A 14,201-nucleotide genomic window follows, 5' to 3' on the forward strand; every position below is an offset into this window, starting at 1 on the left:
AGAGTTCGGGCAAAGGATTACCATTGCAACCGGCACCCTAGCTGTCCTATTTGTTCCCCACCCCTTTCAGCCCGGGTAGGCAAAGAAAGCGTATAATTTTCCCATGGTGACAAGCAATACAGCCCTCAATCGACGGAAAATCCGTGTCCTCCTCGCACAACCGCGCGGATTTTGTGCCGGCGTCGAGCGCGCGATCGAGATCGTCAACCATGCCCTCGAAAAATATGGTCCGCCGGTTTATGTGCGTCACGAAATCGTCCACAACCAGCATGTGGTTGACGCCTTGCGGGAAAAGGGCGCGCGCTTTGTCAGCGAGCTTGATGAAGTGCCGGAGGGAGCGGTCACCGTGTTCAGCGCTCATGGCGTTTCCAGAAAAATTACCGACGAAGCAAAGCGCCGTCATTTGCCGGTACTCGATGCGACCTGCCCCCTCGTCTCAAGGGTGCACAAGGAAGGGCAACGCTACGCCGAGAAGGGCTATCAACTCATCCTCATCGGCCATGAAGGGCATCCGGAAGTCGAAGGAACGCGCGGGCAAATTCCTGGCGGTGTCCTTCTCATCTCAAACCCCGGCGATGCGGATAGCCTTGTGGTTAAGGACCCCAGCAAGCTTGCCTACATCACCCAGACAACGCTTAGCGTCGATGACACAAGGGACGTAATCGAGGCCTTAAAAAAGCGTTTCCCGGAAATCCAGGGACCCGACGTGAAAGACATTTGTTACGCCACCCAAAATCGTCAGGAATCCGTCCGGCATCTTGCCAAGAAGGTGGATTTGCTGCTTGTCGTCGGGGCACCGAACAGTTCAAATTCAAACAGACTCTGCGAAATTGGCCTTGAAATGGGCCTCCCCAGTTATCTCATCGAAGATTCGCAAGGGCTTGACCCAGAATGGCTGCAAGGCGTTGCCACGATCGGCATCACGGCTGGCGCGTCCGCCCCGGAAGAACTGGTGCAGGAAGTCATTCGACGACTTGGCGATTTCGGCGAACTGGAAATCCAGACCCTGGATGGAATTGAAGAACACGTGCAGTTCAAACTGCCGCCTGAACTGCTAAGCGATCCGCAAACAGCCCGCGCCTAATAAAAGTAGGATAAAGAAACGGATGCCCGTACCTCTTATACAACAAGCCCGCGTTGGCGCTTACGTTCTGAAACAACGCCTGCGGGGCACAAAGCGTTATCCGCTTGTCCTTATGCTGGAACCGTTGTTCCGCTGCAATCTTGCCTGCGCTGGCTGCGGAAAAATTGATTATCCAGCCGAGATTCTGAACAAGCGCCTAAGCGTCAAGGAATGCCTTGATGCCGTCGACGAATGTGGCGCGCCGATTGTCTCCATCCCTGGTGGCGAGCCGCTCTTGCACAAGGAAATGAAAGAGATCGTCGAAGGGATCGTTGCCCGGAAGAAATTTGTCTATCTGTGCACGAACGCCTTGCTGCTGGAGAAGAAACTGCATCTTTTCAAGCCAAGCCCTTATCTTACCTTCTCCGTTCACCTGGACGGCAACCGCGAAGTGCACGACAAGGCGGTTTGCCAGGACGGCGTCTTTGACCGGGCCGTTCAAGCCATTCAAGCCGCCGTCGAAAAAGGGTTTAGGGTCAATGTAAACTGCACATTGTTCGACGGAACAGACCCTGAGGAAATTGGAGACTTTTTCTCCTATGTGACGGACAACCTTCATGCCGAAGGGATCACCGTCTCACCTGGCTACGCCTATGAACGCGCACCGAACCAGGAACATTTTCTGAGCCGGCAAAAAACACGTCAACTTTTCCGCGATATTTTTAAAAAAGGAAAAGGAAAAAACTGGCGCTTCTCACAATCCAGCCTGTTTCTCGACTTCCTTGCCGGCAACCAGACCTATCACTGCACACCATGGGGAAATCCAACCCGCAATGTTTTCGGCTGGCAGCGACCCTGTTATCTTTTGGGCGAAGGCTATGCCAATTCCTGGAACGAACTGATTGGGGAAACGGATTGGGAAAAATACGGCACTGGCAATTACGAAAAATGTGCAAATTGCATGGTACATTGCGGCTACGAGCCAACCGCCGTTAACGACACCATCTCGCACCCGTGGAAAGCGCTCAAAGTCGCGCTTTTCGGCGTTCGAACGAATGGGCCGATGGCGGCGGACATTCCGCTTACGACACAACGAAAAGCGGATTACGTCTTTGAAGAGAACGTGGACAGCTTCCTGAAAGAAACGGGAAAAAGCGACGCCGCCTAAGCCGCACGCGCGGCCCCTCTACACGCCCCCTCTATTCGAAAGCAAGACCGACGCCAGCCACGCCAAGAAAATGGCGAAGGGCGTCATGAGCTTTTTTATGTGAACCGCCAAGCCGGACAAGCGCCGGCCATGTCTGGGGCGAAAAGGCCGCGCGCCGAAGCACGGCCAAAGGCAGGGCCTCGCCCTTTTTCCCAACGCCGACCAAAGCCACGTCCGGGATTGTCGCATTCGCCGCGTCCGCGATGGCGCGAACGACCAGAAAGGGAACGCCACAATCGCGCGCCACCCTTGCAACGACATGGCTTTCCATATCGACGGCCAGAGCGTGGGTCGCTTCGAAAAGGCCTTTTTTTTCACCCACGGTCTGCAAAACCGTATCGCTTCCAGCGATGCCACCAAGCTCCGGATTAAAATTACCCCTTACCCGGGCGCAAAGCCTATCCCGCCAGGCAAGATCGATGTTCAGCGACGGTTCCCCCACAAGTCGGACGGTGGAAGCCAGAACCAGGCTTCCTGAGGCAAGTTTTGGTGCCAGGCCACCTGCAATTCCAAAGCTAACCAGGGCACCTGCACCTTCTTCGATCAAGCGAAGCGCGCCCGCAAGCGCACGGCCCGCATGGGCACCGCCACAATGAATCAGCGGTCGATGTGGCTGGGACAGCGTCTCAGATGCCGCGTCAACAATCGCGGCTTCCGTGCGCAGGCCGGTGATGAAGCCGAGCCGCGTCATATTCCGTTCCGAAATGTCGGCGCGTCACCCCGCGAAAGATTCCGATAACGCGTCAATGCCCAGACCGGGAAATACGCGCTGTACCCGTGATAACAAAGGTAGAAGATGCGTGGAAAGCCGACAGATGTGTACCACGCCTCGTGCCATTTCGCACCGCTCCGCGGGGCGTTTAGAAGATAGGCAATCCCGCGCTTTACCGCCTGGCACTCCACCTCGCCAGCCGCAAGCAATCCAAGGATTGCCCAGGCCGTCTGCGAGGCGGTGCTTGCCTTTACCTCACCCCGGCGCGTTTCCCAATAGCTGGCACCGTCCTCACCCCAACCGCCATCTTCTCGTTGGCGTGCTTTCAACCAATCGACCGCCCGGCGAATATAGGGTGCGTTCGGATCTTCCCCGATCGCCTGAAAAGCGACAAGCGCCGACCAGGTCCCATAAATATAATTCGTACCCCAACGGCCAAACCATGAACCGTCTTCTTCCTGTTCGTTTTTCAGGAACGCCAACCCCCGGACGATCACGGGATGATCGCGCGCATAACCAATCTGCATGAGAAAACCCAGGCACCGCGCACTGACATCAACGGTCGGAGGGTCCAGCAAAGCACCATGATCGGAAAAAGGAATGTGGTTTAGACCGTAATGGGCATTCTCGGCATCGAAAGCCCCCCAGCCGCCATTTTTGCTTTGCATGCCGACAATCCACTCAGTAGCGCGTTCAATTGCGTTGGCATAACGCGCCCTGTCAAAGCGGTGAAGCGCCATCGCAACGACAGCCGTGTCATCCACATCCGGGTAATGATCGTTCCAATATTGGAAGGCCCAGCCACCGGGCCGCAGATTTGGCCGTTGCGCTTCCCAGTCGCCGACGACGTCAAGAATTTGACGGTCAGCCAGCCAATCCAGCGCCTTTTGATTTTTCTCTGTTTCTGCGCCTGGCACCTCTTGCAGCGCAAGCGACATAAGGCACGTATCCCACACCGGCGAAAAACAGGGCTGGCAATAGGCCTCCGTCTCGCGAATGACAAGCAGGCGCTGAATGGCCTTTTTGGCAACGACAATTTCCGGGTGATCCTTCCCATAGCCAAGGCAGTTCAAGGCAATCACCGCGTTCACCATCGCCGGAAAAATACCGCCGATGCCGTCTTCGCCATTGAGGCGTTCCCGGATAAAGGCGAGCGCCCTTTCAAGGGCACGCTGGCGAAGGGACTTTGGAAACCAGGGTTCCACCACACGCAGCAGGCGATCCACACGCAGCAGCAAGGCACCAAGCAGGGACCCGGTTGGATTAACGTGGTAATGCGTCTCCACATCCGGCGACAAAACAAAAAGTTCGCGAATATCAATTTTTCGCGGATTCAAAGCCCTTGGCTTTTTCGCCATGATAATCAGGAGAGGCACCATCACCGTTCGCGACCAATAGGAAACCTTGTCGAGGTGAAAAGGAAACCACTTCGGCAACAACGCGATCTCAACCGGCATGACCGGCACCGCTCGCCATGGCACCTGTCCGAAAAGCGCAAGCGCGATGCGGGTAAAGACGTTTGATTTTGCTGCCCCGCCATGGGCCAGGATTGCCTCGCGGGCACGCGTCATATGCGGCGCGTCGATGGCGTCGCCGATAAGTTTTAGTGCAAAATACGCCTTCACACTGACACTCACATTAAAATCGCCATCGTAAAAAAGTGGCCAGCCGCCATGCCGATCCGATTGTGTGCGACGAAGATAAGCCCCGATTTTTTTCTCAAGGCCGCCATCAATCTCATCAAAGAAATGTTCGTAAAGAATATATTCCGCAGGGATGGTTGCGTCCGCCTCAAGCTCGAAAACCCAATGGCCGTCCCCGGCCTGGCGACGAAAGCAATCCGCCCGGGCGTCCTCAAGGACGGCATCAAGCAGGGCATCGTTTTTGCCCTGGCGAGCCATCGAAGGGGCAGCAGTCACTGGGGCGGAATTTGTCGGCGTTTCCATGTAATCTCTGCTTGGTCGCGCGTGAATCATCGCTTTATGACGGCCTTGGCGGCCAAGTGACCGGACGCAATCGCACTTTCGATCGTAGCGGGCAAGCCAGTATCGGTCCAGTCGCCGGCCAGAAACAAATTTTCGTAATTTGTTTTGGTTTTCGGACGCAGGGAACACGCGTCTGGCGTTTGGGAAAAGGTCGCCCTGCGTTCCTTAATCACACGGCAAGGCGGCGGCGGGCTGGGAGCAATCTGCAACGCCTGCACCACGTCCGCCCAAAGTTTCGGAATGAGAACTTCGGCGCTTTCGTCGATATGGCTGCCAGCGGCGCTTACGGTAACCGATGCAACACGGCCACGCAGAAACACCCATTGGGCAAGCCCGCCAATGACGCCGATAAAGGGTGCCTCATGGGGCCACGGCGGGGCTTCAGCCAGGTGAAAATGCGCGTTCAGGATTGGTTCTGTTTCCTCTGGCGTGGAAAGGTCAGGAAGCAAACCGGCGGCATTCGACGGTGGCACAGCGAGAATCAACTGATCCTCTGCTTCCAGTGAAATTTTTTGGCCTCCAAAATCAAGTCCCCGGACACGTCCATCCACAAAGGTGATTTTGCGAAGACGTTGCGTGAAATGGATAGCCGCACCCCTTGCCTCAAGATAGGCAAGCGCCGGGTCGATAAAACTTTCCGAGAGCCCTTCTTTTGCAATCATCGGGCGCGCCGCTTCTGGTCCCCTCCCAAAAATACGCAGCACGACAGGAAGAAGCAGCCGCGTCGCCGCTTTCTCTACCGGCGTGTTCAGTGACGCAACGGCAAGGGGCTCCCAGAAACAGCGATAGAGAGGACCGCCATCCGCGAAGGTTTCGGCAATGGTCGCCTGAGGCGATGCCAGAAAAAGCCGCAAAGCCGCCAGATAATCCGCCGGCACCGTTCCCGGAATGCGGCGCGAGGGCATAAAAATCCACCATGGGAAAACGCCTGCGGAGGGACGCACGACCCAACGTTTCCCGGACGCAAGATCGATGAAAGGAAAGGCGGGCGTACCCGGGCAAAGAAAACGATCCGTCGCGCCAATGGTTTTCAGATAGCGAAAGGCCGCCCGATTGCCACGAAACAACAGATGGTTGCCATTGTCGACGCGCCTGCCAAGCCTGGCATCGACATAGGAACGGCAGCGCCCACCGGCATGGTCGGACGCCTCATAAATCGCCACCTGTCTTCCCGCCTTCGAAAGAGAAACGGCGGCGGCCAGCCCGGCCAGCCCGGCGCCAACGATGTGCGTAACGGCCATCGCCTATAGCATCCCGTAGCGTAACGCGATCCATAACTTCGTCGCCTTCGAAGGCCCGACCGCGCGATCCAGATCTCTCCAGCCTCTCGCCTGCAACGCCTCAAGGGTTTCCCAGTAAACCCGAAGCATGACATTGGCCGGCCGCATTTTCCGCCGCGCGCATTGCGCCAGCGCCGCTTCCGCCTCTTCGAAGTGACGGCGTGCGATCCGGACAAGATCCTCGCAGACTGCCGGAAGGGCTGGATGCTTCAGAACCTCTTCCGGCACGCGTTCGGAAATGCCGTGCGTGTCCAAAAGCTCCGCAGGCAGATAAAGGCGGTCGTCTTCTGCATCCTCATGCAAATCGCGAAGAATGTTCGTCAGCTGCAATGCGTGGCCAAGCTTGTCCGCGACGACATAGCCAAATGCGTTTGGAACGCCGAACGCGTGCACGGAAAGACGCCCAACGGCGCAAGCCACACGGTCGCAATAGCGTTCCAGATTGGCCATCGACGGTCCCTGAATAGGGCCGTCCGCATCCATTTCCATGCCATCGATGATGGCCAGGAAATCTTCTTTTCGAAGGTTGAATTCAGCAATCGGGCCGACCAAAACCCTTGCCGTGGGAGGCAGTTTTGCGTCTTTTCCAGCATCCCCGGCATAAAGACTGTCAAGATACGCCCGCCACTTACCAAGACCTTCGGTCTTGGCCGCCTTTGGCGCCGGTTCGTCAGCAATGTCATCGACCTCACGGCAGAAAGCGTAGATCGCAAACATCCCCCTTCGACGACTTTCCGGAAGCATCCGCATCGCCCAGAAAAAAGACGTGCCGGAACGCCTCACAACCCGTTGGGCTGCTTCGAGGGCTTCCATATCCCGAGAAGGTTCGAAGGCATCTGGCGACATTGGCACCCAATTTATCCATTCAGGTTTTGCAAAAAGCGGCCCGAGCATAGACCGAAATGAAGGGCGCGAAAAGCAAGCGATACCGCCCCAGGTAACGAAAAAAGAAGGCACCGCCTCAAAAAATCGTGCGGAAGATGCCTTTCAGGAAACAGGTCGCATAGGCCATTTTTGAAAGAACGACCCGTTCGGCAAGCGGGTCACGGCGACGGAGTTGACGGGTCAGTTCTTCCGCGACGGCAAAAATAACAGCCGCTTCCATCGCCAAGAAGCGGTTGCTGAGTATATCAGGCAACCTGCGCGCCGGGACGAGAAGCGCCTCAACGCCATCAAGGCAGCGATCCAGCACCCGACGAAGGGCGGCACTTGCATCAGAAGCCGCCAGGTCCTCAACCGAAGCACCCGCTTCCGCCAGCCAGCTTTCTGGAAGGTAAACCCGGTCGAGAGAAAGGTAGTCATCCTTGCAATCCTGCAAATGGTTCAAAACCTGTAGCACGTTACAAAGCGCGTCCGATTCCAGATAACCTGCTTTCGATTCGCCGTGAAGGTCCAAAAGATAGCGCCCAACCGGCGCCGCCGACCGATCGCAATAATGCAGAAGATCGCGCCAATCCCGGTAGCGGCGCTGCGTCGCATCCTGCTTGAAGGCGTCGATCAGATCCGTGCAATGAACCGTTGAAACCTTTGTTTGGCGAAGGCTTTCGCGCATGCGATAGGCCTTTTCATAGGCTGGAGCCTCGGTTTCGTCGCCGACAATGGCCCGTGCAAATCCTTCGAGACGATGAATTTTCTCTTCCGGCGCAAGTTCTGGATTGTCCGCAATGTCGTCGATTGCACGAGCATAGGCATAAAAAACAGCGGCGTGCGGGCGCAGCCGTGGCGGTAGCAAAAAAGACCCAACCGGGAAGTTTTCCTCCGCAGCTTCTTTTCCGGACGGTGTTTCGGCCGGGCTGAAAGTTGTCATATTTCGACGTTCCGGTGTGTCATGAACCGTGGCGAGGCACCGCAAAACCAATCGTCAGCGGATCGGCCTGAAATTAGCACGAATGAGGCACCACCATACAGGCCGGAAAAGGCCCTTTTGTCCCTTGGGAACAGGGATGCTATAGACGGAGTCCAAGGATCGGATTTTGCCCTTGAAAGGAAATGCAATGCTGACCCTATACACGGACGGCACACCGAACGGTCGCAAAATTTCCATCTTCCTTGAAGAAGCCGCCCTTCCCTATCGGGTCGTCCATATCGACATTACGAAAGGTGATCAGTTCAAGCCGGATTTTCTGAAAATCAGCCCCAACAACAAAATCCCGGCGATCCTCGACCCAAAAGGGCCGGACGGCAGGGAAATCGCGCTTTTCGAATCCGGGGCCATCCTGATTTATCTGGCCGAAAAAACAGGAAAATTCCTGTCACCGGACCCACGCACGCGCATTGAAACGATCCAATGGCTGATGTTCCAGATGGGCGGCATTGGGCCCATGCTTGGCCAAGCCAATCATTTTCGAAAATACGCTCCGAAAAAAATTCCCTACGCAATCGAGCGCTACACGAAGGAAGCGGCAAGGCTTTATCGCGTTCTCGACACACGGCTTGGCGAAAGCCCCTATTTAGCCGGCGACTATTCGATCGCAGACATGGCCACTTTCCCATGGATACGGTCGCACGACTTGCAGGGGCAAAACCTGGTAGATTTCCCGAACATCGCGCGATGGTTCATGAAAATCGCCAATCGGCCCGCCGTGGGACGAGGCATGGAAGTGCCGCGTGGCTTAAAATCGGATTGGGCAGAAGATAAGGATGCCTGGAACGTCATGTTCGGCCAGGCCCAATATGAACGCCACTAAATAAGGAAATCAACTTGGACAAAACAACGCGCCTTGCACTCATCGAGGCCCTCCGCCCCATCGTTCACGAAGCCGGCAAGGAAATCATCCGGATCTACGAGACGAAAAATTACAACGTCCGCAAAAAAGAAGATGCGTCGCCCGTCACGGATGCCGACGAAGCGGCCGAACGCATTCTTCTGCGCGGCCTGCGCAAACTTACGCCCGATATTCCCATTGTTTCGGAGGAAAGCGTCGAGGCGGGCGACATTCCATCCATCGCCGGCGGAAAATTCTGGCTCGTCGACCCCCTTGACGGCACAAAAGAGTTCATCAGCCAAACCGGCGAATTTACGGTGAACGTCGCCCTTGTCATCGGCGACCGTCCGGTTCTGGGGCTGATCGGCATCCCATTTAAGAAAATCATCTATGCCGCAACAGAAACCGGGCCTGCCACCATTGCCATTGGCGAAACACCTCCCCGACCGATCGCCGCCGTCACGGCATCCCCGGAAGGCGTTGTCGTTATCACAAGCCGTTCCCACACCGGCAAGGAAACGCAAGAATATCTGTCAAACATAAAGGTCCGCGAGAAGAAGGTTGCCGGCAGTGCATTGAAATTTYGCGTCATCGCAGAAGGCGGCGCCGACCTTTACCCGCGTCTTGGACGAACGATGGAGTGGGACACGGCAGCCGGACACGCCATCCTGCTTGCGGCAGGGGGCAATGTTCTAACCCTGGATGGCAAACAATTGCGTTACGGAAAACCGAATTTTGAAAATCCATCTTTTATCGCGAAKGGGTGCAGTTCGTAGCCATATCGCAAAATTGGAGAACCGTTATTAACCTTGCTRAGGTAACTTTACGGACAAAATTCCGTAAATTTTTCTTCATTAGCCGGTTTTTCAATCGACATGAATGAAGCAATGCCCCTTACCAAGCTGCCCGCACCCGATCCAGACTGGGCGCTGCTCCTGGACGTAGACGGGACACTGATCCAAATCGCAAAAACKCCAAAGCAGGCGCGCGTCGAGTCAGAGATGCGGACGATCCTGCACCACCTCTCCGATACCTTCGACGGTGCCAAGGCCACAGATGGACGCGTCCGCCAACGCCTTGGGGGCAGTCTGTCACCCTTTCGGGGTGAGGCGCGCACGCTTTGTCCCTTTTCCAGGATGTTAGCGCGAGCGGGTTTTTGAAATCAGATCCGGCATCCGCTTCCTTCCCGGCATCCCCAATCGGATCGGCCAGCCACAAACAAGGCCCCCGAGCTAACTGCAACCTGGCAATAGCATGTAACAATAAGACATGCAGCGCACGACGCCAGAAAAGGGAAACGTAAAAGAATGACTTCCAATTTACCGGAGATCGTCGGGGTGTTGCTGGCAGGCGGGCAGGCGCGACGGATGGGCGGCAGGGAAAAATACCTCCTTCCGCTTCAGGGCCGGCCGCTGCTGGCCCACGTCATTGAACGCGCCAGATCACAGGTAACGTCCCTGCTTCTCAATGCCGCGGGCGACCCAGACCGCCTGTCCGGCTTTGGCCTGCCGATCGCATGCGACGTTGTCGAAGGGCATGCCGGCCCCCTGGCGGGTGTCCTGACCGGCATGGAGTGGGCCTTGCAAAACGCCCCCCAATGCCGGTGGATTGCCACGTTCGCAACAGACACGCCCTTCTTTCCAACGGATTTAGTGCATCATTTATGGGCGGCGGTCGAGGCGGAAGAAAGCGACCTTGCCCGGGCCACTTCCGCCGGGCGGCCACATCCCGTTTTCGGACTCTGGCCGGTCGCACTTGCCCCGGACCTCCGACACGCCCTCACAGAAGAGGGAGCCAGCAAGATCGCCACATGGACCGCACGCTACCGAACAGTCGATGTGAACTTTCCGACGGAGCCAATGGATCCTTTTTTCAATATTAATCAGCCACAGGATTTGACGCGGCTAGAAGCACTGCTCGAAAAAGCCGGCAAGAAAATGCAGGCTTGAGGCCTGCGGTTCCTGTCAGCTCTGCATTGCAATATCCGCGTCGCAGGCGGCTTCAGCCACGACCTGATTTCGCCCCTGATTCTTTGCGCGATACAGGGCATTATCCGCCCGTTGAATGAGGGCTTCCGCATTCTCGCCCGGACGGTATTCTGCAACGCCGACGGAAATTGTGATGGAACCAAGGTCCTCGCCCGTTGCCTTGCGAATAACTTTTTTCGAAGCAACCCGCAGACGGATATCCTGCCCGACTTTCTTTGCGCCAAGGATATTCGTGCGCGGAAGAATGATAGCAAATTCCTCGCCTCCGAAACGGGTTGGAATATCGCGCCCCTTGACGCATTCAATAAGCGTATTTGCAACAAGCCATAAAACCTGGTCGCCAAAAAGGTGCCCGTAATTGTCGTTGAATTTTTTAAAGTGGTCGATATCGGCCATCACCAGACAAAGCGCTTCCTTCCCCTCCTTTGCCTGGTGCATAGAACGTTCGAGCTGATCATTGAAATGCTTGCGGTTTGGCAGACCGGTCAGGGCGTCCGTCGTCGCCTCCTGGCGAATATATTGGATGTGCTCATGAAGCTCGACAATTTCATCCGTCGCAGTTTTTAATTGCCCCTCCAGCTTTCGGCTTTTCACAGCCATGCGCTTCGTCTCGGAAAGAATGTCGCCCACCACATCCCGAATGGCATCGATATCCGTCTCATTTTTAATTTTCCCGGACACGGTTTCCAGGGCCTTGCCATAGGTCAGAACCTCGGCGTTCGTATCGCCCAGATAATCCAACACCCGCGTCACGGCCGATTGAATGCGATCACTTGCCTTCTTTATCTCGGCTGCCTCGTGAGAAAGGCCAAAGAAGCGGTCGTAAATTTCACCGTTTAGAACTTCCGTGAATTTTTCTTTTTTTCTGAGAACGGCATCCAAAATCTGCTTCAACTCCGGATTGGTGCCGGCATAGTAGCAATACCAAGTCTCAAAATTTTCCGGCTGCGGCACAATGCCAAGCGCCGCCATTTTGGCGAACGCCGCCTTGGCGTAACTGGCGGCCTGTTCAGAACTCTCGTGGTAACTCATGCCTTAAACCCTTTACGACACCGTTTTTCAACAAAGCGGCCATAACGCCGCGCGCGCGGCAGATGCGGCAAAACCTTTCCTTAAAGGAAATTAATTAACAAAGCCTGTTAGCGGCTCCCTGAGCGATGGCGGAGAAAACGCAGGCGGACGGCACGTCATCCCCAAATACCCATAAAATTTCTATGTAAATCAGGATGTTCGGCACTTGACAGCGGGCTGCGAATCCCCAATTTTAAAGGGGACCAATTTAGGTCTGATTAGAATTTTAGAGAGGCCGCCATGCTTCGCCTGAACCGATTGGTCGATTATGGCATCGTCCTGATGAGCCATATTGCTGCCCACCCGGAATCCCGGTTTAGCGCCCCGGATTTGGCCCATAAGCTGGGCCTGCCAACGCCAGCTGCCAGCAAGGTGTTGAAGGGGCTGGCCCATGACGGCCTGCTCACATCCTACCGGGGGGCAAAGGGCGGTTACAGCCTTGCCCGTTCTGCGGACGCCATCACTGTCACGGACATCATCTCGGCCCTTGACGGACCCATCGCGCTGACCGATTGCATCGAAGACAGCGATGGCACTTGTGGCATTGAATCACTCTGCCCGATCCGGGGCAATTGGCAGGTTATCAATGACACTGTACGCCGCGCACTTTCCGAAATCCGACTTTCCGATTTAACGACGCCGCTTCCCTCCTTCTTCGAGCCCCCTATGGCCAAAGATGGAAAACAAATCGGCACCGCATAAAACCAGGGAACGAAAACCAGCACCATGACCGCAAATACTGAAACCGCTGAAACCGTCCGCGCCATTACCGAAGAATATAAATATGGCTTTGTCACCGACATCGAATCCGTCCGGGCGCCGAACGGCTTAAACGAAGAAATTGTCCGATTTATCTCGGCCAAGAAGAACGAGCCGGCCTGGCTTCTCGAATGGCGGCTGAAGGCGTTCCGGGCCTGGTGCACCATGGAAACAGAGGAACCCACCTGGGCAAACCTTCATTACCCGCCGATCGATTACCAGGCGTCTTCTTACTATTCCGAGCCAAAATCCGATGCCGACCGGCCAAAAAGCCTGGATGAGGTCGACCCGGAACTGCTGGCCACCTATGAAAAACTGGGCATTCCCCTGCGGGAACAGGCAACCCTGGCCGGTGTTGCGGTTGATGCTGTGTTTGACAGCATTTCCGTCGCCACCACCTATAAGGAAAAGCTGGCAAAGGTCGGCGTTATTTTTTGCCCCATGTCGGAGGCCGTCGAAAAACATCCCGAGCTTGTAAAAAAATACCTGGGAAGCGTCGTGCCCTATTCCGACAATTTCTTCGCCACATTGAATTCCGCCGTCTTCAGCGACGGTTCCTTCGTCTACATCCCGGAGGGCGTGCGCTGCCCGATGGAACTTTCCACCTATTTCCGGATCAATGCAGCAAATACCGGGCAGTTCGAACGCACGCTCATCATCGCGGAAAAAGGCAGCTATGTAAGCTATCTGGAAGGCTGCACCGCCCCCATGCGCGACGAAAACCAGTTGCACGCGGCGGTTGTCGAACTGGTCGCCATGGACGATGCCGAAATCAAATATTCAACCGTCCAGAACTGGTATCCCGGCGATAAGAATGGAAAAGGCGGCATCTATAACTTCGTCACGAAGCGGGGCATTTGCCGTGGGCGAAATTCGAAAATTTCGTGGACCCAGATCGAAACCGGTTCCGCCATCACCTGGAAATACCCAAGCTGCATCCTCCAGGGCGACAATTCGGTCGGTGAATTTTATTCGGTGGCGACAACGACGAATTTTCAGCAGGCCGATACCGGAACGAAGATGATTCACATCGGCAAAAACACCCGCAGCACGATCATCTCGAAAGGCATCGCGGCAGGTAAAAGCCAGAGTACCTATCGCGGACTCGTGAAAATTCTCAAAGGGGCAGATAACGCGCGCAACTACACGCAATGCGATTCCCTGCTTCTGGGAGACAAATGCGGGGCCCACACAATCCCCTATATCGAATCCCGCAATCGCTCGGCCCGGGTCGAGCATGAAGCCACCACCTCGAAAATCAGCGATGAGCAGCTTTTTTATTGCAGCCAAAGGGGGCTTTCGCAGGAAGACGCCATTTCGCTGATCGTCAACGGCTTCTGCAGAGAAGTCTTCAAAGAATTACCGATGGAATTCGCCGTCGAGGCCACAAAATTGATGAACGTGACTCTCGAAGGCGCCGTCGGCTGAGAC

14 protein-coding genes are annotated in these 14,201 nt (G+C 55.7%); 8 read left to right on the plus strand and 6 right to left on the minus strand.

Annotated features, from left to right (window positions below):
* Positions 1–103 precede the first annotated feature (103 nt).
* On the plus strand, positions 104–1,084 hold the full coding sequence (locus COA65_07505; GenBank protein ID PCJ58672.1) for a 4-hydroxy-3-methylbut-2-enyl diphosphate reductase: 981 nt from the start codon (positions 104–106) through the stop codon (positions 1,082–1,084).
* A 22-nt stretch (positions 1,085–1,106) separates the two neighbouring features.
* Positions 1,107–2,231 (plus strand): hopanoid biosynthesis associated radical SAM protein HpnH, encoded by a 1,125-nt coding sequence (gene hpnH, locus COA65_07510; GenBank protein ID PCJ58673.1) that lies wholly within the window; start codon positions 1,107–1,109, stop codon positions 2,229–2,231.
* 31 nt (positions 2,232–2,262) lie between these two features.
* Here the strand turns inward: hpnH and COA65_07515 are convergent, their stop codons facing one another.
* The 5 genes from COA65_07515 to hpnC form a co-directional block, all read right to left on the minus strand.
* Positions 2,263–2,961 (minus strand): nucleoside phosphorylase, encoded by a 699-nt coding sequence (locus tag COA65_07515; protein ID PCJ58674.1) that lies wholly within the window; start codon positions 2,959–2,961, stop codon positions 2,263–2,265.
* Positions 2,958–4,883, minus strand: a complete 1,926-nt coding sequence (gene shc / locus COA65_07520; GenBank protein ID PCJ58675.1) for a squalene--hopene cyclase — start codon at positions 4,881–4,883, stop codon at positions 2,958–2,960. The genes COA65_07515 and shc overlap by 4 nt, the downstream gene beginning before the upstream one ends.
* A 71-nt stretch (positions 4,884–4,954) precedes the next feature.
* Positions 4,955–6,208 (minus strand): amine oxidase, encoded by a 1,254-nt coding sequence (locus COA65_07525; protein PCJ58676.1) that lies wholly within the window; start codon positions 6,206–6,208, stop codon positions 4,955–4,957.
* 3 nt (positions 6,209–6,211) lie between these two features.
* Entirely contained in the window at positions 6,212–7,093 is an 882-nt protein-coding gene (hpnD, locus tag COA65_07530; GenBank protein ID PCJ58700.1) for a squalene synthase HpnD, read from the minus strand.
* Between the two features lie 115 nt (positions 7,094–7,208).
* A complete protein-coding gene (hpnC, locus tag COA65_07535; protein PCJ58701.1) occupies positions 7,209–8,054 on the minus strand; it encodes a squalene synthase HpnC in 846 nt (281 codons plus the stop codon).
* 187 nt (positions 8,055–8,241) lie between these two features.
* On the opposite strand from hpnC, the gene COA65_07540 reads away from it, so the two are divergent.
* The 4 genes from COA65_07540 (at position 8,242) to COA65_07555 (ending at position 10,901) form a co-directional block, all read left to right on the plus strand.
* Complete coding sequence (locus COA65_07540; GenBank protein ID PCJ58677.1) at positions 8,242–8,934, plus strand: glutathione S-transferase; 693 nt, start codon at positions 8,242–8,244, stop codon at positions 8,932–8,934.
* Between the two features lie 14 nt (positions 8,935–8,948).
* Positions 8,949–9,728, plus strand: a complete 780-nt coding sequence (gene cysQ, locus COA65_07545; GenBank protein PCJ58678.1) for a 3'(2'),5'-bisphosphate nucleotidase — start codon at positions 8,949–8,951, stop codon at positions 9,726–9,728.
* A 99-nt stretch (positions 9,729–9,827) separates the two neighbouring features.
* Positions 9,828–10,112: a hypothetical protein gene (locus tag COA65_07550; GenBank protein ID PCJ58679.1), complete on the plus strand. Its 285-nt coding sequence runs from the start codon at positions 9,828–9,830 to the stop codon at positions 10,110–10,112.
* Positions 10,113–10,259: 147 nt separating this feature from the next.
* Complete coding sequence (locus COA65_07555) at positions 10,260–10,901, plus strand: molybdenum cofactor guanylyltransferase MobA (protein ID PCJ58680.1); 642 nt, start codon at positions 10,260–10,262, stop codon at positions 10,899–10,901.
* A 15-nt stretch (positions 10,902–10,916) separates the two neighbouring features.
* Here COA65_07555 and COA65_07560 read toward each other — a convergent pair whose 3' ends face one another.
* Entirely contained in the window at positions 10,917–11,972 is a 1,056-nt protein-coding gene (locus tag COA65_07560) for a GGDEF domain-containing protein (protein PCJ58681.1), read from the minus strand.
* Between the two features lie 279 nt (positions 11,973–12,251).
* Here COA65_07560 and COA65_07565 point away from each other — a divergent pair, with 279 nt between their 5' ends.
* A complete protein-coding gene (locus COA65_07565; GenBank protein ID PCJ58682.1) occupies positions 12,252–12,713 on the plus strand; it encodes an SUF system Fe-S cluster assembly regulator in 462 nt (153 codons plus the stop codon).
* Positions 12,714–12,737: 24 nt separating this feature from the next.
* Positions 12,738–14,198, plus strand: a complete 1,461-nt coding sequence (locus COA65_07570; protein PCJ58683.1) for a Fe-S cluster assembly protein SufB — start codon at positions 12,738–12,740, stop codon at positions 14,196–14,198.
* The last annotated feature ends 3 nt before the right edge of the window (positions 14,199–14,201 follow it).

Source organism: Rhodospirillaceae bacterium (assembly GCA_002746255.1).
Taxonomy (GTDB): domain Bacteria; phylum Pseudomonadota; class Alphaproteobacteria.